Consider the following 23428-nt stretch of genomic DNA (forward strand, 5'->3'; position numbering starts at 1 on the left):
GTTCTTGATCCCTCGCTTAGCTCGCCGTCATGAGCATGAAATCGCTTTCGCCGACGATCTTGATCGCGCAGCCCTTCGCGATCAGCTCCTCGGCCCGCCGGTGCTTCGTGCTTTTCTCTTGGCCCTTCGTCGCGCGGAGATCCTGATCCCCAACGACCAGGACCGTCGTTCGCTTGCTGACGCTATCGGCGACGTCGGCGCCGGCGATGGCTGCCTGAGCAGCGGCGGCCTCGCGGGCGATGGTCAGTTGGCCGGTGAACGTCACGGTTTCGCCGAGCAGGGGACCATCACCATCGCCTTCGCGTGCAACCCTTGGAGATCGGTAAGGCTTGATCCGCTTCGGAGCTATCCCATGCGAAGCCGATGCATAGCCTAGTTCGTCGATCCATTGCTGTAGCGATGTGCCGCCATCCGTGACGGCTTTGAGCAGCAGCTGCCCGGCAATCCTGGCGTCTTCCGCGGCATCGTGGTGGCGGAACGAAAGGCCGAACGCCTGGGCGAGATTCGCCAGTCCATATCCACCATCGTCCTTGAAGCGATCCCATGTTCGGCGCGCGACCTGGAGATTGTCGAGCCAGAAGCAAGGGAGGCCGCCCGCGCCGTACTTCTCCGCAGAGCGCCAGAGCGCGGTCCGATCGAACGGGCTGTGATGCACGATCGCGGCGTCCTGCAGCGCTGCACCGATCACGGGAAAGACCTTCGCCATGGTCGGCTTCCCAGCAACGTCTTGTGGCCGGATGCCGTGGATGCCGATATTGACCGGATCGAATTCGTCTTCCGGATCAACTAGAATAGTGAGGGTTTTGAACAGCTCGCCGCCTTTGAAATGAGCGAGTCCTATGGAACAGATGCTCGCGAGATCCGCGTTCGCGGTCTCGACGTCGAGGGCAATAAAGTCGGTGATGCCTGTCATGGGCGGCGGCTATCGCGCGGCTCGCGCCATCCTGGTCAGGAATTCGACTGCCGCGTCGATGGTGGCCTGCTCGTCGGCGGAGAGTCCGCTCGTCTTGACCAGGGCCTTGGCAAGGTGGGCGCGTTCCTGTTCGGTCAAGATCATCACTGTCTTTTCGTCGCTCGTTCGAACGCCTTCCATCGTGTGCACTCCTTTTCAAAAGTTAGGATTACGGGCAAGAGCTAAGCGCCCGCCGGCCCCTGAGCGACCTCGACGACGTGCCGATCTGCGCCGACGGTGATGACGATGGTGTACGTCTTCTGACCACCGCCGGTGTCGGTCGGCGGCGCCAGGTGGAGCTGGCCGCCGTACCACTCGCCGGGCATCAGCGTGTTGTCCTTGATGACCGCCTGCTCGAGCGCGGCCATGTTGCGCTGGCCGGCCTCGACGGTGTTGGCGATCATGGCGTCGTTCTGGGCGGCTGCGTTGCCTTGCGCGATCGCTGCCGCGGTCGGGCTGTAGAACGTCCCGGTGCGGCCGCTGGGCGTCGTGTAATGGCCGTATCCGGCTCGGGATGCGCTGTAGGAGTTCGCGCCGGCCGCGATGCCGGTGAGCAGGGCGGCCGCCACCTGCCGGTTCTTTTCCTCCTGGACCAGCATTTCATAGGTGACAACTTTCATCTCGAAGTCGGAGCCGGCGACGTGCTGCGAGGCCTCGACCTGGCCGACGCGGAAGTCGACCGGCTGCCGGCCGAGATTATTGATGCCGACGACGAACACCGGCCTGCCGTTGACCTGGAGCTGCCGAGCTGCGGGGCGGACCAGCACCAGCGAGCTTTTTTGCCGTGATACCAAGGCGGGCTGCCCGTCGCGCATCATCGTCTGTTGCTGCGGGTTGGAAGCTCGGAAGGCGACGGTGTCTCCACCGGTGACACAGCCGCCCAGCAGCGCACAGAGCGCCAAAATCGCTGAAATACGCATTGTGGTCTCCCCAAGACCTAAAGCGTGCATCCAAGCGCAACTAGGGCGCGTGATCAAGCCGTTCCACTCCGGCCTTTGGACCTTTCGCAGTGCGACGCAGGGGATTTACCGATCTCGCCGTCACTCGTCCGGCCTAGCCTTCGCGAGCTTCCGCAATCTTTCGATCACGGCGCTGATGCTATCGGCGTGCAGCGGCCGTGGGCGCCTTGTGTTGGTTGGCCTGGCGGGAGCGACCCGGTTGATTTGCAGGCTCTCCGCCCTCTGCTGCACCTCCGCTTCGCAATCTCGAAGGTATTGCTGCAGCCCGTCGCGATCGAACGTCCAGATTCCTCTTGGCTTGGCCGCACCGGAGATCTGGCCGCGCGCAGCCATGTCCCGGATGGTGCGAGCCTCCAAGCCCAAGATCGAAACCGCTTCCGCGATCTTGACGCGTTGACGCTCCGGCGAGGCCGGCGCGCGGCCGCGTGGCTCTCTCGTCATGGGTTCACCTGGTCAGATGAGAAGGCGGCATGCCGATACTGGCCCCAAAGGGGCTTGGCAACCGGTCACAAATCATAGAATCTGCCCGTGGGTGTGAGAACCCGGACTTGGACTATGGCGGCCCTTGGCGGGGCCGCTGAAATGCGCGCGGAGGAGACCTTGGCGGGTTTCCTATGGCGCTTTTGGGAGCGCCTTGGCGGGCGCGCCACCTGGCCATTATGGCCGGGGGCGGTGCGTCATGTCCAGAGCCGCAAGGCTTAAAAGCGCTGCCGACCAGTCGTCCAGGCTGGTTCTCACCCCCCGGCTGCCGGTCTGTCACCGGCGGGGCTGTGAGAAGCCTAAAACTGGACCTGACCCCATGACCCAAAAAATCGACGTATCGCGGTGCGACCATGGCTCGCCCGCGCGTGAGGCGGGCGTAAGCGTATCTCGGAGAGTATTCATGAACAGCGTTGCCGTCCTGCCCATCGTCGCGACCCCTTCGATCGCTCATTCGCTCGACCAACTTCCGCCAGACGATCGACGGTTGGTTGAGCTGGCGGCGCGCGTCGAGAGCGTTCAGCCGGCCTACCAGCGAGCCTGCGAGGCCAGCGAAGCCGCCTGGGAGGCCTATTATGAACAGATGCCGGAGCGCCCCTCAGAGCTCGCCTGGCGTCCTGACGATCCGGTGACCTATGACGTCGAGCAAGTCGATCTCAAGGTCGAGCATCCCTATCAGGCGCAGCGGCGTGGCCGGCTCTGGTGCCTCGATGCGGATATCGAAAAGCTGCGAGGCAAGCCGCTGATGCGCTGGGATTTCGTCGGCACAGACGAGGAGTGGGAGCGCGACGAGAGCCACCGCTTTGATAAAGATCGCCGCCCGCTTCCTCAATGTGCTCATCTCTGGCGCGAAGTCCAGGATCACGAGGGGCAGGCCAGGGCCGACGAACTGGTCGCCGCGCTTGACCGCTGGCAGCTCGATCTCGAGGAGTTGAGGCGCGAATTACGCGTCGACGAGCTCGACAAGCGTTCGGAGCAGCTGCACGAAGATCTGCGTGCCATGTGGCAGAAGATGCTGCAGCTCCGCGCCAGCTCGCTCGAGGGCGTTCAAGCGAAGGCCCGCGTCCTCTACCGGTCGATTTGGAATGGCGACCCAAGAGATCAGCTTGGCGGCTGCGGCTGCACGGATGCAAGGCTGATCTACGGTTTGATTGCCGATCTGACCGGCGAGCCTGTCGAAAGGCTGGCGTTGGAAGGTCGGGCCTGAACTTTGCTGCGGGAACGCCGCGCCGCCGTCACAGAGAGTGGCGGCGGTGTGGGCGGTGCTGGGCCATTTCTGAACTTGAGCGACGAAGTATGAGCACAATCGAAGAAGCGCTTCAGGGTTCTCGACACCAACGGCGTGCCCCGGCCGCGGTGAGATCGAGACGACTGACAAACCGCGATGGCGTCTGGTACTTTGTTCGGCGCCGGCCTCCGAAATTTGCGACGGTTGAGCCGCGGATCAACATTCGGATTTCCACCGGTATCAGGGTCGCTCATGATCGCAGCGCAGTGAAGGCTTCGCGGATTGCCCGCGAAATCGATCTTGATCTGGAAGCGGGATGGCAGTTCGCCGCCGGCGCAGGGACGCGCAAGGCCCTTCTTGACGTCGAAGAAGCGCGCCGCAGGGCGAATACGCTGCATCTCGACTACAAGCCGGCCGAGATCGCCGCGCAGGAGAGCGCCGAGCAGATCATCCGCCGGCTCGATGTGCTAGCGGTGGGCGCGCGACGCCATGACGGCGCAACCGTCGCGGCCGTCCTTGGAGGCGTTCCGCTGCCGCAGATCATGCTCTCCGGCCTGGTCGGCGAGTTCGAGGTGGCGAAGAAAACCACGCTGGCGAGGTTCTCGAAGAACCAGCGGCGCAAATGGCGCAACGGCAAGCTGCGCGCGATCGCGCGCCTGACCGAGATCATCGGCGACAAGGCGATCGACCGCATCAGCCGCGACGACGCCCTGCTATTCATGGATCATTGGGCCGAGCGCGTGGTCGATGGCCAGGTGGTCGCCGAGACCGCCAACCGCAACCTCACCCACATCACCGGCATGCTCACGGCTGTGGCGCGCCGGCACCGGCTGCAGCTCGAGCCGGTGTTCACTGGCCTGCGGCTCGAAGGCGAAGGCTCGCGGCCGCGGCCGCCGTTCTCGGCGTGGTGGATCGTCAACCGCCTGCTGGCGCCAGGTCGCCTCGACGCCATGAACGCGGAGGAGCGCGCCGCGCTGCTGGTGATGATCAACACCGGCGCGCGACCCTCAGAGATCATCAACCTGCGCGCGGCGCACATTCACCTCGAGTCCAACATTCCGCACATCCAGGTCCGTCCCGACGAGCGCGTGCTCAAGACCGAGTTCTCCTGGCGCGACATCCCGCTGGTCGGCATCTCGCTGGAGGCGATGCGGCAATTCCCGGACGGCTTCCCGCGCTACCGCGACAATGGCGATGCCTTCTCGGCCGCGGTGAACAAGTTCCTGGAGGAGCACGGCTTGCGCGAGAGCGAGCGGCACACGGCCTATTCGCTGCGGCACGGCTTCAAGGACCGGCTGCGCGAGACCGCGGCCACGGACGAGCTCAAGGACGAGCTGATGGGCCATGACACCAAGAAGCCGAAATACGGCGACGGTCACGGCCTGCATCTGAAACTGAAGATCATCGAGAAGATCGCGCTGGCGCCGGGAATGCGCGTTGATCGGCCGGATCGAGTGCGACAAGAGGTGACCGATTTATGACGCCGATGGCACCTCGCTCAGCGAGTCGCTTCACAGAGGAATGGCTGCTCTCCGCGATCAGCCTTGTTTCCGAAGTGATCGTTCAGCACGGTCCGCAATACGGCCCTTGGCTCGATCGGCTCGAGCATGAGCTGGGGGAACTCAAGAAAAATGACCCTGTCGCACGGGCCCGTAGGCATCTCGCGGCGGCCGGGCGTCTTGGCTGCCGGACGCAGGAGTGAGGCTTCGGATGGTAGCGGCTGGAGGAGTTGAAGCGGCCCGGGTCGCGGCGGCGCTGCGCGGGCTTTTCCTCAGCTGAAAATTTCGCGGAAGATCGTTTTTCTTGCGTCGTTTCGCAAATCAGGGCATGAAAGCGAGTGGAAGTTCATTGCGGAGTTTGGGCAACTCCGACCTTCCAATCCGCCGTTAGGGCAGCGCGGATGTGTGGCCAACAGATCGGGTGCAGATCGAGATGTTGGAGAATGAAGACGGAAGCTCCGGCTGATTCGCCGGGTGGATGCCAACAAATCGTCTGGAGATCGAGATGTTTGGCTTTGAAAAGCGACAGATATTACTCAGCTGCTGTCACCAGCGCGGTCGGCTGCTCTGCTGAAACACTTCGCTCGTGGCGAAATCGGAATGGTCTGCTAAGCAAGCCAGGCCGTTTTGGCGGCTGGACTGCCTTTACGCTCGCTGAGGTTCTCGCAGTTCACCTGGTGACCAGGCTCACGAGTATCGGAATTTCGCCGCGTTTTGCGGTATGTGCGGCTTCCCAGGCGCTTCCGGTCTTTCAGCGTGTGGTGGACAGCGGCGAAATCGAACCTAAGGGGCTGGCGATTTGGTTCAGCCACGCTTTGTGCACGGCGATCACTGTCGAAGAGATCGAATTCATTGAGCCTCGCGATGGTGAGGCCGCTATCTTCATCAGTCATTCCGACTTGATCTCTCCCGTGTTCGATCGCTTGAAGGCGATCGCAGGCGAGGGGGAACGCGCATGATTTTGCTGTTTCCCAAAGAGGTCGCCGAGCGGCTGAAGGTCTCTGTAAAAACCTTGGATGGCTATGCGGACGCTGGTGAGATTCGCTACGTCGATTTGAGTCGCGGCGGCAAGAATAAGCGCCGGCGCTACACCCCGGAGTTCGTTGAAGAGTTCATTTCCCGTCGGACCAGGAGAGACGTGCCGTGTCCGTCTACCGCCCCAAAGGCTCGCCGTTCTACCACTACGACTTCCAAATCAAACGTCATCGGTTTCACGGCTCGACGGGCCATGCTGGCAAGCGAGAAGCAGAAAAATTCGAGCGGTTGAGGAAGGTCGCGGCGCGCAAAGAGCTTGAAGTCGCCGGCAGGACTGCCGTCTCTTTGAGGCTCGACGACGTTGCCGATCGGTATTGGCTTGAGAAGGGTCAGTATCATGTTGGTGCGGATACCACCGAACGCGACCTTGCCAGGCTGATCTCCTATTTCGGCCCGGACAAGTTGATCAATGAGATCACTGATGACGACGTTACCAAGCTGGTGGCATGGCGGCGGGCACATCGCCGGACGGTGCACCGGAAGAACCCGCCGCCGAAGGGTGCTCCGCCGGCGCCTTTGGTCGCTTCGGCAACGGTGAATCGCAGCACCACCGAGGTGCTCAAAAAGCTCTTCACCAGGGCGAAGGCTTGGAACGTCAAATTTGACGCTGAACCGGACTGGCCGAAGCACATGCTGGACGAGCCGGAGGAGCGGGTTAGGGAGCTGAAGGCGGACGAGCTAGATCGTCTGGATGCCGCTGGCCGGGACGATTACCGGCCGATCATGAATTTCGCGGATGCCTCAGGCGTTCGCTTGCGCGAATGCTTGCTGAGGTGGTCGGAAGTCGATTGGGATGCCCGACAGATCATCAAGGCCGGAAAGGGTGGCCGCAAGATCGTAGTCCGGATAACGCCGCTGATCAGGAGTATCCTCTGGCCGCTTCGCGGGCACCACGAGGAGTTTGTTTTCACCTACGTGGCCAAGCGAACCCAGAAGCGTCGCCACCTCTCCAAGGGAGCCCGCTACCCTGTCACGTACAGTGGTCTCAAGACCGAATGGAAACGCCATCGTGCGCGGTCGGGGGTGGAGGATTTCCGGTTCCACGACAAGCGTCACGACTTCGCGACGAAACTCCTTCGCGACAGTCGGAACCTCAAGCTGGTCCAGAAGGCGCTCAACCATCGCAACATTAGGACCACGCTCAAATATGCTCACGTCCTGGATGACGAGATCGCGGGCGCGATCGAGGCCATGCAGGAAAACCGGGAGAAGTCCCGAAAAAGGTCCCGAATACCTGCCGTCAAGGCAGGATAACCTATTGGAAGGCTTGATAAATGCTGCAGCCAGCGCCCGTGCCTGGGAGACTAGGGGTCGGAGGTTCAAATCCTCTCGCTCCGACCATTTTTTCCAAATGATCTGTCGGGTGGATGGGCCGGGGCGTAGGGCGCGCGCTGGCCGAGGATGCGTGCGCGACGGTCGGCAGCGGTGGCTGTTTAGATGGTCGGCAAACCAAAATGCTCGAAAACAACCCCATGCACAGTAGCGATGTCATTGATTGGATGTCATTTTCCGAATCGATTTGTCGTGCGTGAGGCCTGCTTCTACCAACCTGCTTCTACCAAAAGGTGTAGCGGCGGCCTGTGCTCGCACGCTACCTTGTGGCGTTTGGGGCAGGAAATGTAATCGATGGCGCAGCTTGTGACAGCCATGGTGAGGCGAACGATTTACACGCTCGCTCTCTTGTTGGCTTTTCAGTCGGGATCAGCGGACGCGCAATCGAACATGACCGTAAAGGGATTCCCGCCGGAGTTACCCATTGAGATAGCGGGCAATCGGTGGTTCGTTTTCTTGGACGGAGACATCGATCCGGACGCACCCCAGCGGTTTGAGCGATATGTAACGCAGAATCGTATTCCCGACCGGTCTATTGTCTATCTGAACTCTCCCGGCGGAAGCTTGGCTGCGGGACTAGAACTCGGCCGCCTGTTTCGGAAATATGGCTTTTCTACCGATGTCGGTCGGAAATCACCTTTCTCCTCGAAGTCCTCCGATATTGATGAGGGCGGCTGCTACAGCGCGTGCGCATACGCCTATTTGGGCGGTCAATTCAGATATTTAAGACAGAGCTCCCGATACGGCGTTCACCAATTCAAGTCGGTGCGGGCCGATGATCGCGTTGAAGGGACTGCTCAGGTCATCTCCGCTCTGGCAGTCGAATACATGCGCTCGATGGATGTTGATCCAGATCTTTTCACGTTGAGCGCCGCCGCGAGCCCTGACGGGATGCAGGAAATCGACAAGGCGACTTTGGAACGGTTGAATGTCGTCAATAACGGGCGGACCCGACCTGTCTGGACAATCGAAAGTACGGACGGACAACTTTATCTGAAGGGACAGCGAACAACCGAGGAATCCGGAATCAACAAGTTCATCCTCTACTGCGAAAAGCGCCGCGCATTCTTGATCGCTATCTTCGATGCTCTTCGTAGGGACACAGAGCTCATGAATATGGCCGCTCATTCTCTTTTGATCGACGGGCAGGTGTATCGACTGAGTCCGAAGTCCAAGCGGATTCAAAACGGGCTGTTCAATGTCACATACCCTCTGTCGCAAAAGGAAACAGCCGCTCTTCGCAAGGGAGAGAATGTTGGCGTGGCGGTGCAATTCTCGTATGAGGCACCCATATTCCTCGGGTTCGAGGGAATGAGCGTTGGGGGCGGCAGGCCGAAGCTTGTCGGCATGCTCGATCAGTGCGCTCGATAGGGTCTTCCCATTGTGTGGACACCGGAATCACGGTGACAGTGCTGGACTGCACCAGTGCACTTAGTCAATCTAACACACCCCAACGATCTCGCGGGACCGTCTCGACCGAAACAAGTGCACCATTGTCGCAACTCGGAAGCACTGGGCTCAGCGCTTCGAGGGCACGAGCTGACCGCCGGTGATGGGATTGAAAATAATGACTGAGCGTCGTGATGCCGATGCCGCTTCGCAGCCGATGATCTCGCCAGTCGCAACTCCGCCGGTGTTTGGATTGTCGACTGTGCAGGTCTTGCCGGTGAAGGCGCCGCACGAGAAACCGCTGGCGCTATAGATGTTGTCGCCCCAGATCTGACCGCCCATCCCGCTCGGCGCAACGCAGGTGCAGCGACATTTTCCCGTGCCCTGTTTCGGCAAGGCTGAGGCGAGTTGAGGAATTCCGATCACGACAAGAGACAGGGCGGCCGCTATCGAGCAATTTCGAAATGACATGATCAAGTCTCCATGCCTGCCCTTTCAATCTGTATTGACGCGCCGGAGCCCGGTTCGAACTGACGGCATCACGGGTTGGTGAGAGATGTTCGTCGATGGGCAAGCTGCTTGCTCTACCTCAAATACCCCACCACCAACCTCGTCGTCTCGTCCACCAGCACCTTCACCATCTTCTCCGACAGCATCTCCGCCCCATTCAGCACCGTGTTGTGCGCCACCGACTCGATTGCGCTGACGCAGATGAAAGTTGCGACATCCAGGTCGACCTTGCGCATCTCCTTGCGGCGGCTTTCGAGGTAGGTGCGCACGAGGGCCTGGATCTCGCGGTTGAAGGCTTCGACGTCCTTCAGTTGGCCGGTGCGGGGGATCTGTTCGGCGAGCACGCGATGCAGTTTCGGGTTGATGCGGTGGGCTTCGATCGCGACGGTGACGAGGTTGCGCACCGCCTTGTCGACGGGGAGGTCAGCGACCTCGGTCAGCGCCGTGCGGACGATGCCCATGATCTCCTCGTTGTGACGGTCGATCACGGCGGCAACGAGCGCCTCCTTGCTCGGAAAGTACTGGTAGAGCGAGCCGACGCTGACACCGGCGACTTCCGCGATCCGGTTGGTGCTGGTCTTCTCGAAGCCGTCGCGCACCAGAATGCGAGCGGTCGCCTCGACCAGCGCGTCGACGGTGGCGCGTGATCGCGCCTGCAGGGCGTTTTTCCGAGGCTTTGTCGGCGGCGTGCGCGCCATGGCGTTGCGATCCGAATGCGAGTAGGAAAAGCGAGCGAATGCTCGCATTATATTGCCCCATGGCGACCTTCCGGCAAGCGTCTTCGTCGCCATATGGATGCGAAAGCCCGGCGGAGAGGGGACCATGAGCGTCGCAAGACTTGTGTCGGCCTTGCAGTTTTGTCCTGTCATGTGCGCACCGCGGAGCCGCGAGCCCGGGCCGAGCCTGCAGAGCAGGCTGTTCAACGCGCTGCTGGCACAGCTCCCCTACAAGCAGCAGCTCGCATCCGCCGAAGCGGTGCAGGCGCATGTGCAGAAGCTCGCCTTGCAGCCTGTTACGTTCGAGCCGCCGAACCTCGGCCGCGGCGTCGAGGCGACGCTGACGAAGATGGGCGGATGGCCGGTCTATTACACTGCGCCGTCCTCGGGCCATGAAGGCTGCAACTTCGTCATGTTCCTGCATGGCGGTGGCTACATCAACGAGATCGTGCCGGCGCATTGGCGCTTCGTCGGCGAGATGACGCGCAAGGCGAACGTCGTCTGCGTCGTGCCGATCTATCCGCTGGCGCCGCGCGCCACCGCGAAGGATGTGGTGCCGGCGACAGCGGAGATCCTGCGCATGCTGCTGGAAGACGCGGGGCCCGCGAAGGTGACGGTGGTCGGCAACTCCGCCGGCGCGGGGCTCGCGCTTGCCGCGTGCCAATGGCTGCGCGATCGCGGGCATCGGCAGCCGGACCGGATGATGCTGATCTCGCCCGCCGCCGACGCCTCGGTCAGCCGTCCCGAGCAGGTCGAGATCGCAAGGCGCGATCCGCTCCAGGACATTCCGGGGATCGTCGAGGCCGGGCATCTCTATGCCGGCGCGCTCGATATCGGCCATCCCTTCGTCAGCCCACTCAACGGCGCCTTCCGCGCGCTGGCGCCGATGACGATCTTTTCGGGCACGCGCGATCTGCTCTATCCCGACAGCGTCGACCTCGCGGCAAGGGCGAGGGCGGTGGGTGTACCGGTGGAGCTGCATCTGCTGCGCGACCAGCCGCACAATTATGCGCTGATGCCGACGCCGGAGGGACGGCGCGCGCGGGCGATGATCTTGCGGGCGGTGGCGTGATGAAAGGGGGCGTGTGAGCGATGTCACAGGACGCGCGCCGTCTCATTGCGACTGGCGCGGTGCGGCCCGTCGGAGGCGGCCTCCGGGGCGTTTCCTCGGATACGCTAGTGCGTATCAGTAGTTTTGCGGGGCCTTAGGCGTGGCCCTTGATCTCGTAATGGCCGGGCACGCATTTGTACCGATCCAGGCGCCAATTGGCGTGATAGATCGGATGCTCGCCCATCCATTTCGCGAGGGGTGCCTGTGCGCCGACCGCACATTGCATCATCGAAATCTCGGGCGTCATGTTGCTGTCGGTCACGATTTCCTCGACGCAACTGCCTGAGCTAGCTGCGCTAAGCCGGCAGAGCACGGCTACGACGGTCACGAACATTCCTGTCACCTCATCGGTAGTTGCAGACCACGAAGAGGATGCAAGCGGAGTGCCAGAGCCTGTGACACGCAAACAACACGCTGGCCTGGCCGACTCGACCCAGCGTCCGGAGTCCATTTGACGATTCGGATTGTAAAAAAATTGCCCCTAAACCGAAGCCGGTCAAATACGGGAACCGGGGAAGTACGGCTCCGCGCAGGGCCAGTATGCCTCCCGACGGCGATTGCCGCCGACGACTGAGCAAGCGCCTCGTCCTTCGAGACGACCGCTTTCAGCGGTCCCTCAGGATGAGGCTACGTGGCGTTGTCGCGAGTTGAAAATTGGCGCCGCATCCTCTGCCCTCATCCTGAGGGCCCCCAGCGGCGGGCGTTTCGAAGGATGCGTTGCGGGCGAGGCTGCCTCACATACGATAGCCTCGCATGCCGGATAATCCGCGTGCCGAAATAACGCTGGCATCGCCGATCTCTTTCATTTGCGGAGGCGGCGCTGCTACATTTCGCGCGCGCGCCCGCTGGCGGCGCGGCGACGAAGAAACATACCGACAAGGGAGGGGCCGAAAGTCCCATGAAGGATTTCGCAGGAAAGATCGCGGTCATCACCGGCGGCGGCACGGGAATGGGGCGCGAGCTCGCGCGGCAGCTCGTGGCCGAGGGCTGCAACGTCGCGATGTGCGACGTCTCGGAAGCCGCGATGGCGGAGACCAAGCGGCTCTGCGAGGTCGAGAAGCTGCCGCAGGGCCTGCGCGTCACGACGCACGTCGCCGACGTCGCGATCGAGGATCACCTGAAGCGCTTTCGCGACGAGCTCGCCGAGCAGCAGAAGACGGACAGGATCCACCTGCTGTTCAACAATGCCGGCATCGGCGGCGGCGGCAGCCTGTTCACCAACACGCGCGAGCAGTGGGAGCGCACCTTCAACATCTGCTGGGGCGGCGTCTATCTCGGCGTGCGCACCTTCCTGCCGATGCTGGTCGCCGCCGACGAGGCGCACATCGTCAACACCGCCAGCGTCAACGGCTTCTGGGCCTCCATCGGCATGGGCCAGGCGCACACGGCCTACAGCTCCGCCAAGTTCGCCGTGAAGGGATTCACCGAAGCGCTGATCAACGATTTGCGCCTGCACGCGCCGCACGTCAAATGCTCGGTGGTGATGCCCGGCCACATCGGCACCTCGATCGTCTCCAATTCGCGCAAGGTGCAGAGCGCCGATGGATCGGAGCGCCTCAACCCCGACGAGGTCGCGCTGACGCGCAAGCGCATGGTCGCGGCCGGCGTGCCCGATGCCGACAAGATGTCGGACGAGGACATCCAGGCGGTGTTCGCCGAGCGCGCCCGCAGCTTCCTGGAGGATGCGCCGACCACGGCCGCGCAAGCGGCGAAGATCATCCTCGACGGGGTGAAGGCGGAGCGCTGGCGCATCCTCGTCGGTGACGACGCCAAGCGGCTCGACGAGCGCGTGCGCGCGACGCCCGAGCAGGCCTATGACCGCGCCTTCTACGAAAGCTTCACGCAGGAAGTCGGCTGGCGGCTCGGTTGAGCCGCCGGGCCGGCATGGTCGCGCGGCGCGCTCATGTAGGTATGATCATCATCATGACAAGAGGTGCGCCGCTGATTTTGCGTGCCACCTCCTGCCAATGTTTTTGCCAATGTTCTTGCCGATGTTCAGGCCTGCATGCCGAATTGGAATGTCATGCATGCGTCACGGCTCATCGTTCAAGCGATGGTGATCTCGAGCGGCTCTCATTCAGTGCACGGCTGCTTGGTCGGCGAACTGAAATGGTTTAGTCAATCAGGGGTAACGCGAGATAGAGCGTAGCTCCCAATGATACCCGCATGCCTCTCCAACGACTGGACCCTTTGCCCGGAGCGAGAGGACATCTCCGCTGAATTCACGCGGCTGTTGACTGCGGCGCAGGAGGGCGGCGCCACCATCGCCGAATGCCTGATGATCGCGCGGCATCTCAAGCGCGGCGACGACCGCTCCTGGCACCGCGAGTGGAAGCGGCTGGCGCAAGCCAACCGTCAGCGCGCCGAGGCCGCTTTCGCGGAAGGCCACATGGCGAGCGCCCAGCGCAACTGGCTGCGCGCCATGAACTACTATGGTGCCGCGGCGATGCCGCTCGACCAGGCCGACGAACGTCGCTGGGTCGCCGTGCTGGCGATGCAGGAATGCGCGCGCCGTTATCTTTCAGCGCGCAGCCCCGCCGGCGAGGTCGTGACGATCCCCTGGCTCAACGGACATGCGTTGCAGGGCTACTTCCTGCCGGCACCTCCGGGAAGCGTGCGGGCGCCGACCGTGATCTGCATCGGCGAGCCCGGTCACCGCAAGGAGGAGTTCCTGTACAAGCTCGTGCCGCATGCGCGCGAGCGGGGCTTCTCGATGTTGGCGCTCGACCTGTTCGGCGACCAGCGCGACGACTACATCGACGTGCTGCTCCGGCGCGGAGATCTCGAGAGCGCGATTCCCTGCGTGATGGACCATCTGGAAGCGCGCAGCGACGTCGATTTCGCGCGGGTCGGGATCATCGCCGATGGCTGGGGCTCGTCCTTCGTGGCACGCGCGGTGCTGCAGGAGCCGCGGCTTGCCGCCGCCGTCTGCGACGGCGGTCTTTGGGACCTGCACGAGCGGGCGTTCTTTGCCAGCCGATTCGCGCTGAGCGACGTCGGTGTCGTGCCGGTGCCGCATGCGCCGCTGATGGCCTCGAGCGCCGACTGTCCGGTGCTGATCACGCTCGGCGAGGACGGCTGGCTCAAGGCCGACCGGGCGCGCCAGATCGTCCAGAGCTCGCGGCACGGCGCGTCCGACGTCATGCTGAAGGTGTTCACCGCGGCCGAGACCGGGGCGGCGCAGTCCCATGCGGACAATCCGAGCCTTGCCAACGAATATATCTTCGACTGGCTCGAATCGCGGCTCGGTGCCGCTGCCCGGCGTATCTGACCAGGATCTCAGGTGTCGAAGTCGAGCGAGATCCGGACGCAGGCCTTCTCGAGGCGGTTCTTCAGCGTCGCGAGCTTTGCCGTGAACTCCGTCAGCTCGTTCTCGTCGAACTCCTGAAAGACGAATTCGCGAATCGTCTTGTATTGCTCGTTCAGGCTCGCGATGTGCTTCTGCGTCTTGTCGGTCAGCGACAGCCGCACCACGCGGGCGTCGGTCGGCGAGGGGCGACGGCGCAGCAGGCTCTTCTTCTCCAGCAGCTTGGACTGCGTGGTGATGAAGGACGGATCCACGTGCAGCAGCTTGGAGACGACGTTGACCGGGATGCCGTCGTCCTTGTCGAGGTCGGAGATGGCCATCAGAATCAGCCATTGCGGGCCGCTGATGCCGAGCGTCTTCGCCCAGAACTGCCGCAATTCCTCCAGGTGCATGTTGATCGACGATATCTCCCAGGTGAAACGCCGGATGATATCCAGGTTGCCGATCGAGCGCATTCGCGCTCCTTCTTTCCTCGTCGCGGACACAGCGTCACTCCCGTGAACCGGCTCTTGCCATTGGGGCCATACTTTACGCAAGTCTGATCTGTTTCAAGAGCAGTGCGAAGCCACCGTTGTAAAATCGACATATATGACGCACTCAGCCGACTACGTCATCTTTGTTGTTGCCGTGGAGACACAGCGGAGAAGCGAATTAGAAAGCTTACTTGATCAGCTATTGTGCTTAGCAAATGGCTGGATGCATAATTTCATCGACGGTGGGGGGAATTCTCGACCGTTCCGTTGCAGGCGGTCGCCCGGATCACTCGCGTCAAGTGGGTGGTCCGGATGCGCGAAGCGGCTGGGCGGATTTGAGAGGCGGGGACTGGGGGGCGCTACGGCCCGCCTCGCCGTGATGAAAACTTGGAGGTTACTATGAAATTGGTAAAGAGCCTTTTGCTCGGCTCAGCGGCGGGTCTAATCGCCGTGGGTGGAGCGCAGGCAGCCGATCTGCCCGTCAAAGCGAAGGCGGTTGAATACGTCAGGATCTGCTCGCTGTACGGCGCCGGCTTCTACTACATCCCGGGCACCGACACGTGCGTCAAGCTTGGCGGCTATCTGCGCGCTGAAGTCGCGCTCAACTCGGGCGGCCATTACAACGGTCAGTTCAGCAGTGTGGCCGGTGCTCACAACCGGCTGACCAACGACTACTCCATGCGCTCCCGCGCGGACTTGAACATCGACACGCGCACCGCAACCGAGTACGGAGTCGTCCGCACCTATTTCGATGCGGTGTTCACCTGGACCTCGGGCAGCTACACCGGCACCGGCTCCGGCACGGGCACCACGGTCTACTCGGGCGCCGCCCAGTCGGGCGGCTTTGGTGGCGTCGGCAACCCGTCTGATGGCGGCATCGCCGGCGGTTCACTCGGTGTGTACTACGCGTTCATCCAGTTCGCGGGCTTCACAATGGGTAAGTCCGTGTCGCAGTTCGACGCGCCCTGGACCAACTATCCCGGCAACAATTTCGACGGTCTCGTCGGTGGCGGTGGCAGCGTGACCGGCGTCAACCAGCTGACCTATACGGCCGACTTCGGTCAGGGCGTGACGGCGGCGATCTCGGCGCAGGATCAGGTTGCCTATGGCCAGACCAACATCTGGAACGCAACTGGCGCGACGGCCGGCGGAATCCTCGGCGGTGCTTACGGGTCCAACGCGATCGGCGGTACCCGCGCTCCCGACATCGTCGGCATGGTCCGCGTCGATCAGGCTTGGGGCCTGTTCCAGGCATCGGTGGCGGCCCACGACAACCACGCCGGTTACTACGGAGCCACCGAAGTCACTGGGCACGCGTCGGACAAATGGGGGTGGGCCGCAGCGCTGGCCCTGTCGATCAAGAACATCCCGACTGGTGCGGGTGACCAGATCAACATCCAGGGCGTCTACACCGAGGGTGCGAGCCGCTACAACTTCCAGAGCCTCGCCAATACCAGTTACTCGATGTACAGCGGCGCAGGTGCCGGTGCCTATCAGAGCGTCGGCTTCGCCGGTGTGTCCGATGCGGTCTACGCGACCGGCACTGGCATGGAGCTGACCACGACCTACGGTATGCGTGGCGCATACACGCATAACTGGAACCCGTACTGGAACAGCGCTCTGTACGGTGCATACGGTGCGGTCCGCTACAGCTCGACTGCCAAGGGGCTGATCTGCGGTAGTGCCGGTATGACCGCTCTGGCGTTGACTGGCACCTGCAATCCGGACTTTGACATTGCGCAGGTCGGCGTGATCACCCGCTGGACTCCCGTCAAGAACCTGACCTTCTCGGGTGATTTCAACTGGACTCGTATCGATCAGAAGTACTCTGGTACGGTCGCCGCGCCGGCCGTTGCCGGCTCGGCCAAACCCGCCGCGGTCTACGAGTTGAAGGATCAGGACAGCTTCACGCTGCTGCTCCGCGCTCAGCGCAACTGGTAAGGTCATCGCGACATGACGGACGCCCCCGGCTTGAACCCGCCGGGGGCGTTGTCGAGAGAGGGCGGGCTTCGCGCCGGCCCTTCGTCGGACAGCAGATAAGAGCAATGCAATTCTGCCGGCTTTTACTTGTTTACTTACCTGAGTTACTCATGTATGTTTGGCTGATCATAGGCGCCGGTTTCCGCCTTGATGCTAAGCCTCCAAGAACCTCCGGTGATGCCCCGCCGGAGGTTTTTCGTTGTTGGGCGGCGCAGCGTTTTGGAGCGACGCGGACACCCAACGCTAGACGATTAGCCCCGCATCATTCGGGCGCGCGAATTCGGCCGGTAGGCGAGGCGGCTGTGGCCGGTGCAGTAGGACTGGCCGTCGGGCGCGGAATTGCCGCAGAAGCAGAAATCCTCGGCGCCCGGCGTCGAGATCGGCCAGCGGCAGCGGTTCTCGGCCAGCTCCAGCAGCGAGCAGCGATTGGCCTCGTCGATGGGACCTGCGACCACGGGGGCATCGGTCTCGCCATAGATCGAGGCGAGCATCTCGTATTGCAGCCGCGGCACGGCCCGCACCCTTGCCGGCGCTGAGCTTCTGTCCTGAACCTTGCGGTCGTCGACGGTCCGGCCACGCGTCAGATTGAGGCGGGACAGCTTGCCGATCACGGCGTTGCGGCTGACGCCGATGTCGGCGGCGATCTCGCGGCAGGAGAGGCCGGCCTCGAAATGCTGCTTCAGAAGTTCAATTCGTTCGTCGGTCCAGGTGGGTGAGAGAACAGGCATTTGTAAACGGTCCCAGGTTGCAGATGTCGGCCATCCGCCTCGCGAGATCCGTCCGCTTCACGCACCGGCGCGCGCTCACGTCCTGCCATTGTCGCGGATCGACAAAAGCCCGTCCTTGATGGCGAGACGGATGCCTTCCTCGATCAAGGTCCGTGCGACGCCGGGAACGCTGGTGCCGTGGGTGCCCTGTCTCACCAACTTCTCCAGGTAGGTGATGGTCGAGAGCGCCAAGGTTACGGGAATACGGTCAGTCTCGGCTTTTTCGGTGGCCATGGTCCGAACGCTAGCCTCATACGCAGGTACATAAAAGTAACGATTAAGACTCTATTTAGGTTCAGGGGCTGAAGTCAAATGCAGTCTGCGCTTGACGTTCAGAGCGTTGGAATCGCACGGAAAAATAGCCACGACTCAGCACGCCGCAGGACCTAGCCAGGGGCGGCGGAGCATTGACAGGGCGGAAGGCGCGGGGCCGGATCAGCCGTGCACGATGGCCTTTTCGATCATGCAATGGATGCCCTTGGAGCCGTTGACGGTCTGGGTCACCCGCAGGTCAGCGGCCAGGCTGCACAGCGTGTAGGCATCCTCGCGCGACAGGTTTCGCCGCTCGCCGATCAGGGCGATCATGTCCCTGAGCGCGCGGACCACGCACTGGTCGAGGTCGGGGTCCATCGCCATGGTCATGTAGTGGGTCGCCGTCTCGGCGCGGGGGTAGTCGAATTTCAGGTCCTTGCGCAGGGTCAGGCGGAAGCGGCCTTGCAACGCGGTCTCGATCGCGGTGACGCAGACCTCGCCGTCGCCCTGCACGCCGTGGCCGTCGCCGCAGGAGAACATCGCGCCGGGCACGAACACCGGCAAATAGAGCGTCGCCCCGGTGCCCAGCTCCTTGTTGTCGAGATTGCCGCCCATCGCGCGCGGAATCAGCGAGGAGATGCGGCCCCAGCTCGGCGGCGGCGAGACGCCCATCACGCCGAAAAAGGGCTTTAGCGGCAGGTCGAGGCCCCACGGCATGCGGCCGGTCATCCGCGCCCGATCGAGCGGGATGTTGAGGATTCGCGTCTCGTGGAAATCGTCGGGCAGGGTGCCGGACAGCGGCTTGATCATGTTCCAGCCCCAATCCTGACGGAGCTGAACGTCGCGGATCTCCACCGCGAGCACGTCGCCGGGCTCGGCGCCTTCGACCGCGATCGGCCCGGTGAGGATATGGCCGGGCAGCATGCGCTCGTTGCTGGCATGAACCTCGTACATCTCGGGGGGAATGTGAAACTTGTCGCGGTCGGGCAGCATGTCCGGGCCGCCGCTGATGGTGTCGACGGTCACCTCGTCGCCGCTCGCGATGGTGAGGACCGGCTTGAGGGCAGCTTCGAAGAAGCCCCAATGGCAGGTCTTGGGGCTGGAATGCAGGTGGTGATGGGTCATGTGCGCGTCCGGTCGCTTTCCTCAAGCCGGGCTTGACCCGGCGATCGATCCTCTTCCAAGAAGATTTCTGAACATGGCAGGGCGGGTCAAGCCCTGCGCAGACTGGCACGATCATCGCGGCGAGGCTCCCCTGTTTTTCGTTCTGTCCAAGACAATCGGCACCGCGCTCTTGCCGATCAACCTTCTGGTCGAGCTCGGCATCGTCTCGCTGCTGCTGATGGCGACGCGCTTTGCCGCGCTCGGCCGCAAGCTTGCCGTCACCACGCTGGTGCTGCTGGCGCTGGCGGCGTTCTCGCCGCTCGGCAATCTCCTGATCTATCCGCTGGAATCGCGCTTTCCGGCGTGGGACGCCGCGCGCGGTGCGCCCGACGGCATCATCGTGCTCGGCGGCTCCGTCGACACCGATCTGTCGGCGGCGCATCGCACGCCTGTTGTCGCGCACGCCGCCGATCGTCTGTTCGCGCCAGCCGAGCTCGCGCGCCGCTACCCGAACGCGCGCATCGTCTTTACCGGTGGGACTGCGAACCTGGTCTCGACCGATGCCAGGGAGGCTGATTACTCCGCGCCGATCCTGGAAAATCTGGGCATTCCGAAAGAGCGCCTCATCCTGGAGCGGAGCTCGCGCAACACCTGGGAGAATGCGATCTTCACGAAACAGCTGGTGAAGCCGAAGCCGGGCGAGCGCTGGCTTCTGGTGACGTCGGCCTTTCACATGCCGCGCTCGATGGGAATCTTCCGCAGAGCCGGATTCGATGTCGAGGCCTATCCGGTGGACTGGCGGATGGGCGGACGTGACGATCTGTTCTCCTTCACCAACATGGGCGCCGACGGGCTCGGCCGAACCGAAGTCGCGGTGCGCGAGTGGATTGGCCTCGTCGCCTACCGTCTGATGGGCCGGACCGGCGAGTTGCTTCCAGGGCCGGCCAAGGACTAGAACCAAGACTGCAAAACAAGAACATGCGGCGGAACGCGCCGCTCCCGGAGGAAGCCATGCAACAGCAGAGCGCAGACCGCATCGATCTTGCCGGCCTCGTCGCCGATCTCAACAGCCTGCTGCGGCTGAAGACGAACGTGATCGGCATGAAGCTGTTCGCGCGCGCCGCGGACATGGAAGCGATCCCGAAGATCCGGCGGCCGAATGCGATCCACACCACCGACCAGATCGTCAGCATGGCCTCGCGGCTGGGCTGGACCGTCGGCATCACCGCCGATGATCTCGTCGGCGCGCAGTGCCGCGCGGTGATCGGCCTCAGCCCCCAGGACGACAAATGGCTTGCCGGTGAAAACTATGTCGGGGTCTGGCACGGCACCGCCGAGGACGCGCGCAAGCGCCAGGAGGCGCTGGATGTGGTTCCGTTCGGACAGTATCAGGCGCTCGCCGTCAGTCCGCTCGCGAGCGGAAGGCTCGATCCGCCCGACATCTGCCTCGTCTATGCGACGCCCGGGCAGATGATCATCCTCATCAACGGGCTGCAATATACCGGTTACAAGAAGTTCGAATGGGGCGTCGTCGGCGAGACCGCATGCGCGGATTCCTGGGGGCGGGCGCTCAAGACCGGGGAGCCTAGCCTGTCCTTGCCATGCTATGCCGAACGGCGCTATGGCGGCGTACCGGACGAGGAGATGCTGATGGCCTTGAAGCCTTCGCATCTCGCCAAGGCAATCGAGGGCATGAAAGCGCTGGCCAAGAACGGCCTGCGCTATCCGATTCCGCCCTATGGCATTCAAAGCGACGTCCGTGCCGGCATGGGCGTGAGTTACGCAAAGAAGTAAAGGCTAGTCATGACCTCTGCGAAATTCGACATCGTCGTCTACGGTGCGACCGGTTTCACCGGCCAGCTCGTCGCCGAATATCTGGCGGCGCATTACAAGGACGACAAGTCCCTGAAATGGGCGATGGCGGGCCGCAGCCTCGACAAGCTGAAATCCGTGCGCGACGCCATCGGCGCGCCGGCAAGTACGCCGCTGATCGTGGCCGATGCATCCGACGCCGCCTCGCTGAAGGCGATGGCGGAGCAGACCATGTCCGTCATCACGACGGTCGGGCCGTATCAACTCTATGGCGAAGAGCTGCTGGCTGCCTGCGTCGCCACCGGCACGGATTATTTCGATCTCTGCGGCGAGCCGATCTGGATGCGGCAGATGATCGACAAGTACGAGGCGGCGGCGAAGGAGAGCGGGGCGCGCATCGTGTTCTCCTGCGGCTTCGATTCCGTGCCGTTCGAGCTCGGCACGTTCTTCGTGCAGGAAGAGGCCAAGCGCGTGTTCGGCGCACCCGCCGCGCGCGTGAAGGGCCGTGTGCGCGACATGCGCGGCACGCTGTCCGGCGGCACCGCGGCGAGCGCGAAGGCGACCTTCGACGCCGTGGCCAAGGACATCAGCCTGATCGCGATCCTGAACGATCCGTTCGCGCTGACGCCGGGCTTCACCGGACCGAAGCAGCCGAAGGGTAACAAGCCGCTGATCGAGGAGGATCTCAATTCCTGGGCCGCGCCGTTCATGATGGCGCTGATCAACACCCGGAACGTCCATCGCTCCAACATGCTGATGGGCTTTCCCTACGGCCAGGACTTCGTTTACGACGAGATGGTTCTGACCGGTCCCGGCGAGAAGGGCGAGGCCAACGCCAAGCGTGTGATGGCCGCCAACGCCGAGAAGACCGGCCCGAGCGCGCCGAAGCCGGGTGAGGGGCCGTCGAAGGAAGAGCGCGAGAACGGGCTGTTCAATCTGCTCTACGTCGCGATCGCGCCCGACGGCCGCATGGTCCGCGCCGGCGTCACCGGCGATCGCGATCCCGGCTACGGCTCGACCTCGAAGATGATCTCCGAATGCGCGATCTGCATGTTGCGCGATGCGACTGATGTTGCGGCCGGCTTCTGGACGCCGGGCGCAGCGATGCAGCACAAGCTGATCAAGCGGCTGCAGGACAATGCGGGGCTGGCGTTCAGGGTGGAAGCCTGAGCTCCGTGGCCGCGAAGTTCGACATCGTCGTCTACGGCGCGACGGGGTATACCGGCCAGCTCGTGGCCGAGTACCTCGCCGCGCATTACGTCGGCGACGGCGCGCCGACATGGTCTCCAACTTGGGCGATGGCGGGGCGGAGCAAAGACAAGCTCGCCTCGGTTCGCGACGCGATCGGTGCTCCCGAGGATACGCCGCTCATCGTGGCGGACGCGGCCGATCCTGCGTCACTGCGGGCGATGGTCGATCAGGCCAAGCTGGTCGTCACCACCGTTGGTCCTTACCAGCTTTATGGCTCCGATCTGCTGGCCGCCTGCGTCGCATCCGGCACCGACTACATGGATCTCTGCGGCGAGCCGATCTGGCTGAAGCAGATGATCGACAGGCACGAGGCGGCTGCAAAGGCGAGCGGCGCGCGCATCATGTTCTCCTGCGGCTTCGATTCCATCCCGTTCGAGCTCGGTGCGTTCTTCGTGCAGGAGGAAGCCAGGCGCGTGTTCGGAGCACCGGCGCCGCGCGTCAAGGGGCGCGTGCGGGACCTCAGCTGGAAGTTCTCCGGCGGCACCTCGGCGAGCGCGAGGGTCACTTTTGAAGCGGTCGCGCAAGATCTCAGCTTGGTGTCGATCCTCAAGGACCCCTTCGCATTCACGCCCGGCTTCGAGGGTGTGAAGCAGCCGCGCGGCAACAAGCCTGTCTTCGAGGAAGACCTGCAATCCTGGTCCGCCCCGTTCGCGATGGCGACGTTGAACACGCGCAACGTCCATCGCTCCAACATGCTGATGGGCTTCCCGTATGGCCGCGAGTTCGTCTACGACGAGATGGTGCTGACGGGCGCGGGGGAGGAAGGGCAGGCCAACGCGAAGCTGGTCATGGCCGCCAACAGCGAGAAGACCGGTCCCAAAGCGCTCAAGCCCGGTGAGGGCCCCTCGAAGGCAGAGCGCGACAGCGGTCATTACGACCTGCTCTATGTCGCGATCGCGCCCGACGGCCGTCAGGTGCGTGCGGCGGTGAAGGGCGATCTCGATCCCGGCTACGCATCCACCGCGAAGATGATCTCCGAATGCGCGATCTGCCTGCTGCGCGACGCGACAGACGTTCCGGCCGGTCTCTGGACCCCGGGCGCGGCGATGCAGCACAGGTTGATCAAGCGGCTGCGGGATAACGCGGGACTGAAGTTCGAGGTGGAGAGGTAGTTCTTCGCCTCTCCCCGCTTGCGGGGAGAGGCCGACGCGCGGAACGCGCGGCCGGTGAGGGGGAGTTTCCGCGAGTCTCACTGCCAACGTCCCTGCGGAGGCTCCCCCTTGTATCTGCATGGCCATGATTTGTGCGATGGAAGCGACTTAGCGCCTTGG

General features: G+C 63.1%; 25 protein-coding genes. 14 read left to right on the forward strand and 11 right to left on the reverse strand.

All coding sequences use genetic code 11. The annotated features are described in order from the left end of the window. Nucleotides 1–16: 16 nt before the first annotated feature. From Q0743_RS28750 to Q0743_RS34315, 4 genes are all read right to left on the reverse strand, one after another. A complete protein-coding gene (locus Q0743_RS28750) occupies nt 17–913 on the reverse strand; it encodes an exonuclease domain-containing protein (protein WP_298244831.1) in 897 nt (298 codons plus the stop codon). A gap of 9 nt (nt 914–922) precedes the next feature. After that, nucleotides 923–1057 (reverse strand): hypothetical protein, encoded by a 135-nt coding sequence (locus tag Q0743_RS28755; protein WP_298244832.1) that lies wholly within the window; start codon nt 1055–1057, stop codon nt 923–925. A gap of 77 nt (nt 1058–1134) precedes the next feature. Then, nucleotides 1135–1872, reverse strand: a complete 738-nt coding sequence (locus tag Q0743_RS28760) for a hypothetical protein (protein WP_298244833.1) — start codon at nt 1870–1872, stop codon at nt 1135–1137. A gap of 120 nt (nt 1873–1992) precedes the next feature. Beyond that, nucleotides 1993–2352 (reverse strand): helix-turn-helix domain-containing protein, encoded by a 360-nt coding sequence (locus tag Q0743_RS34315; protein ID WP_367184944.1) that lies wholly within the window; start codon nt 2350–2352, stop codon nt 1993–1995. Nucleotides 2353–2794: 442 nt separating this feature from the next. Here Q0743_RS34315 and Q0743_RS28765 point away from each other — a divergent pair, with 442 nt between their 5' ends. The 6 genes from Q0743_RS28765 (at nt 2795) to Q0743_RS28785 (ending at nt 8856) form a co-directional block, all read left to right on the forward strand. Continuing rightward, on the forward strand, nt 2795–3598 hold the full coding sequence (locus Q0743_RS28765) for a hypothetical protein (RefSeq protein WP_298244834.1): 804 nt from the start codon (nt 2795–2797) through the stop codon (nt 3596–3598). Nucleotides 3599–3885: 287 nt separating this feature from the next. Next, nucleotides 3886–5100, forward strand: coding sequence for a tyrosine-type recombinase/integrase (locus Q0743_RS28770; RefSeq protein WP_298244835.1), 1215 nt, complete (start codon nt 3886–3888; stop codon nt 5098–5100). A 461-nt stretch (nt 5101–5561) separates the two neighbouring features. Beyond that, complete coding sequence (locus tag Q0743_RS28775) at nt 5562–6077, forward strand: hypothetical protein (RefSeq protein ID WP_298244836.1); 516 nt, start codon at nt 5562–5564, stop codon at nt 6075–6077. Next, on the forward strand, nt 6074–6385 hold the full coding sequence (locus Q0743_RS34320) for a helix-turn-helix domain-containing protein (protein WP_367184945.1): 312 nt from the start codon (nt 6074–6076) through the stop codon (nt 6383–6385). The genes Q0743_RS28775 and Q0743_RS34320 overlap by 4 nt, the downstream gene beginning before the upstream one ends. Continuing rightward, nucleotides 6313–7407: a tyrosine-type recombinase/integrase gene (locus Q0743_RS28780; protein ID WP_367184947.1), complete on the forward strand. Its 1095-nt coding sequence runs from the start codon at nt 6313–6315 to the stop codon at nt 7405–7407. The genes Q0743_RS34320 and Q0743_RS28780 overlap by 73 nt, the downstream gene beginning before the upstream one ends. A gap of 372 nt (nt 7408–7779) precedes the next feature. Beyond that, the gene (locus tag Q0743_RS28785) at nt 7780–8856 is read left to right on the forward strand and encodes a hypothetical protein (RefSeq protein ID WP_298244838.1); all 1077 of its coding nucleotides are present in this window, start codon (nt 7780–7782) and stop codon (nt 8854–8856) included. A 147-nt stretch (nt 8857–9003) separates the two neighbouring features. Here the strand turns inward: Q0743_RS28785 and Q0743_RS28790 are convergent, their stop codons facing one another. Then, nucleotides 9004–9345 (reverse strand): hypothetical protein, encoded by a 342-nt coding sequence (locus Q0743_RS28790; protein WP_298244839.1) that lies wholly within the window; start codon nt 9343–9345, stop codon nt 9004–9006. A gap of 113 nt (nt 9346–9458) precedes the next feature. After that, nucleotides 9459–10253 carry a TetR/AcrR family transcriptional regulator gene (locus Q0743_RS28795; RefSeq protein WP_298244840.1) on the reverse strand — a complete coding sequence of 265 codons (795 nt, stop codon included), beginning with the start codon at nt 10251–10253 and terminating at the stop codon, nt 9459–9461. On the opposite strand from Q0743_RS28795, the gene Q0743_RS28800 reads away from it, so the two are divergent. Then, entirely contained in the window at nt 10252–11172 is a 921-nt protein-coding gene (locus Q0743_RS28800) for an alpha/beta hydrolase fold domain-containing protein (protein WP_298244841.1), read from the forward strand. The two genes, Q0743_RS28795 and Q0743_RS28800, sit on opposite strands and share 2 nt — an antisense overlap. Nucleotides 11173–11305: 133 nt before the next feature. Here Q0743_RS28800 and Q0743_RS28805 read toward each other — a convergent pair whose 3' ends face one another. After that, entirely contained in the window at nt 11306–11545 is a 240-nt protein-coding gene (locus Q0743_RS28805) for a hypothetical protein (protein ID WP_063194838.1), read from the reverse strand. A gap of 564 nt (nt 11546–12109) precedes the next feature. Between Q0743_RS28805 and Q0743_RS28810 the strand changes: the two genes are divergently transcribed. Together Q0743_RS28810 and Q0743_RS28815 are read left to right on the forward strand one after the other, a co-directional pair. After that, a complete protein-coding gene (locus tag Q0743_RS28810; protein WP_298244842.1) occupies nt 12110–13081 on the forward strand; it encodes an SDR family NAD(P)-dependent oxidoreductase in 972 nt (323 codons plus the stop codon). A 285-nt stretch (nt 13082–13366) separates the two neighbouring features. Then, nucleotides 13367–14482: an alpha/beta hydrolase gene (locus tag Q0743_RS28815; RefSeq protein WP_298244843.1), complete on the forward strand. Its 1116-nt coding sequence runs from the start codon at nt 13367–13369 to the stop codon at nt 14480–14482. An 8-nt stretch (nt 14483–14490) separates the two neighbouring features. Here the strand turns inward: Q0743_RS28815 and Q0743_RS28820 are convergent, their stop codons facing one another. Beyond that, a complete protein-coding gene (locus tag Q0743_RS28820) occupies nt 14491–15003 on the reverse strand; it encodes a MarR family transcriptional regulator (protein ID WP_298244844.1) in 513 nt (170 codons plus the stop codon). A 387-nt stretch (nt 15004–15390) separates the two neighbouring features. Here Q0743_RS28820 and Q0743_RS28825 point away from each other — a divergent pair, with 387 nt between their 5' ends. Further along, complete coding sequence (locus Q0743_RS28825; RefSeq protein ID WP_298244845.1) at nt 15391–16932, forward strand: porin; 1542 nt, start codon at nt 15391–15393, stop codon at nt 16930–16932. A gap of 290 nt (nt 16933–17222) precedes the next feature. Here the strand turns inward: Q0743_RS28825 and Q0743_RS28830 are convergent, their stop codons facing one another. From Q0743_RS28830 to Q0743_RS28840, 3 genes are all read right to left on the reverse strand, one after another. Further along, on the reverse strand, nt 17223–17699 hold the full coding sequence (locus Q0743_RS28830) for a GcrA family cell cycle regulator (RefSeq protein ID WP_298244846.1): 477 nt from the start codon (nt 17697–17699) through the stop codon (nt 17223–17225). Between the two features lie 75 nt (nt 17700–17774). Then, entirely contained in the window at nt 17775–17972 is a 198-nt protein-coding gene (locus Q0743_RS28835) for a hypothetical protein (RefSeq protein ID WP_007603456.1), read from the reverse strand. A 201-nt stretch (nt 17973–18173) separates the two neighbouring features. Further along, nucleotides 18174–19115, reverse strand: a complete 942-nt coding sequence (locus tag Q0743_RS28840) for an acetamidase/formamidase family protein (protein WP_298244847.1) — start codon at nt 19113–19115, stop codon at nt 18174–18176. Between the two features lie 217 nt (nt 19116–19332). Between Q0743_RS28840 and Q0743_RS28845 the strand changes: the two genes are divergently transcribed. The 4 genes from Q0743_RS28845 to Q0743_RS28860 are packed head-to-tail and all read left to right on the forward strand — an operon-like array spanning nt 19333 to nt 23269. Beyond that, a complete protein-coding gene (locus Q0743_RS28845; protein ID WP_298244853.1) occupies nt 19333–20049 on the forward strand; it encodes a YdcF family protein in 717 nt (238 codons plus the stop codon). 56 nt (nt 20050–20105) lie between these two features. Next, complete coding sequence (locus Q0743_RS28850; RefSeq protein ID WP_298244848.1) at nt 20106–20888, forward strand: DUF169 domain-containing protein; 783 nt, start codon at nt 20106–20108, stop codon at nt 20886–20888. Between the two features lie 9 nt (nt 20889–20897). Next, nucleotides 20898–22076, forward strand: a complete 1179-nt coding sequence (locus tag Q0743_RS28855; RefSeq protein WP_298244849.1) for a saccharopine dehydrogenase NADP-binding domain-containing protein — start codon at nt 20898–20900, stop codon at nt 22074–22076. Nucleotides 22077–22081: 5 nt separating this feature from the next. After that, nucleotides 22082–23269: a saccharopine dehydrogenase NADP-binding domain-containing protein gene (locus Q0743_RS28860; protein WP_298244850.1), complete on the forward strand. Its 1188-nt coding sequence runs from the start codon at nt 22082–22084 to the stop codon at nt 23267–23269. Nucleotides 23270–23428: the final 159 nt, after the last annotated feature.

The sequence above is a fragment of the uncultured Bradyrhizobium sp. genome (genome assembly GCF_936943645.1).
Lineage (GTDB): Bacteria > Pseudomonadota > Alphaproteobacteria > Rhizobiales > Xanthobacteraceae > Bradyrhizobium.

What these genes read in the sequence shown, in the direction of transcription:
- Q0743_RS28750 (WP_298244831.1), bottom strand. Translation starts at nt 913, where the DNA reads ATGACAGGCATCACCGACTTTATTGCCCTCGACGTCGAGACCGCGAAC.
- Q0743_RS28755 (WP_298244832.1), bottom strand. Translation starts at nt 1,057, where the DNA reads ATGATCTTGACCGAACAGGAACGCGCCCACCTTGCCAAGGCCCTGGTC.
- Q0743_RS28760 (WP_298244833.1), bottom strand. Translation starts at nt 1,872, where the DNA reads ATGCGTATTTCAGCGATTTTGGCGCTCTGTGCGCTGCTGGGCGGCTGT.
- Q0743_RS34315 (WP_367184944.1), bottom strand. Translation starts at nt 2,352, where the DNA reads ATGACGAGAGAGCCACGCGGCCGCGCGCCGGCCTCGCCGGAGCGTCAA.
- Q0743_RS28765 (WP_298244834.1), top strand. Translation starts at nt 2,795, where the DNA reads ATGAACAGCGTTGCCGTCCTGCCCATCGTCGCGACCCCTTCGATCGCT.
- Q0743_RS28775 (WP_298244836.1), top strand. Translation starts at nt 5,562, where the DNA reads ATGAAGACGGAAGCTCCGGCTGATTCGCCGGGTGGATGCCAACAAATC.
- Q0743_RS34320 (WP_367184945.1), top strand. Translation starts at nt 6,074, where the DNA reads ATGATTTTGCTGTTTCCCAAAGAGGTCGCCGAGCGGCTGAAGGTCTCT.
- Q0743_RS28785 (WP_298244838.1), top strand. Translation starts at nt 7,780, where the DNA reads ATGGCGCAGCTTGTGACAGCCATGGTGAGGCGAACGATTTACACGCTC.
- Q0743_RS28790 (WP_298244839.1), bottom strand. Translation starts at nt 9,345, where the DNA reads ATGTCATTTCGAAATTGCTCGATAGCGGCCGCCCTGTCTCTTGTCGTG.
- Q0743_RS28800 (WP_298244841.1), top strand. Translation starts at nt 10,252, where the DNA reads ATGTGCGCACCGCGGAGCCGCGAGCCCGGGCCGAGCCTGCAGAGCAGG.
- Q0743_RS28795 (WP_298244840.1), bottom strand. Translation starts at nt 10,253, where the DNA reads ATGACAGGACAAAACTGCAAGGCCGACACAAGTCTTGCGACGCTCATG.
- Q0743_RS28805 (WP_063194838.1), bottom strand. Translation starts at nt 11,545, where the DNA reads ATGTTCGTGACCGTCGTAGCCGTGCTCTGCCGGCTTAGCGCAGCTAGC.
- Q0743_RS28810 (WP_298244842.1), top strand. Translation starts at nt 12,110, where the DNA reads ATGAAGGATTTCGCAGGAAAGATCGCGGTCATCACCGGCGGCGGCACG.
- Q0743_RS28815 (WP_298244843.1), top strand. Translation starts at nt 13,367, where the DNA reads ATGATACCCGCATGCCTCTCCAACGACTGGACCCTTTGCCCGGAGCGA.
- Q0743_RS28825 (WP_298244845.1), top strand. Translation starts at nt 15,391, where the DNA reads ATGAAATTGGTAAAGAGCCTTTTGCTCGGCTCAGCGGCGGGTCTAATC.
- Q0743_RS28830 (WP_298244846.1), bottom strand. Translation starts at nt 17,699, where the DNA reads ATGCCTGTTCTCTCACCCACCTGGACCGACGAACGAATTGAACTTCTG.
- Q0743_RS28835 (WP_007603456.1), bottom strand. Translation starts at nt 17,972, where the DNA reads ATGGCCACCGAAAAAGCCGAGACTGACCGTATTCCCGTAACCTTGGCG.
- Q0743_RS28840 (WP_298244847.1), bottom strand. Translation starts at nt 19,115, where the DNA reads ATGACCCATCACCACCTGCATTCCAGCCCCAAGACCTGCCATTGGGGC.
- Q0743_RS28845 (WP_298244853.1), top strand. Translation starts at nt 19,333, where the DNA reads ATGGCGACGCGCTTTGCCGCGCTCGGCCGCAAGCTTGCCGTCACCACG.
- Q0743_RS28850 (WP_298244848.1), top strand. Translation starts at nt 20,106, where the DNA reads ATGCAACAGCAGAGCGCAGACCGCATCGATCTTGCCGGCCTCGTCGCC.
- Q0743_RS28855 (WP_298244849.1), top strand. Translation starts at nt 20,898, where the DNA reads ATGACCTCTGCGAAATTCGACATCGTCGTCTACGGTGCGACCGGTTTC.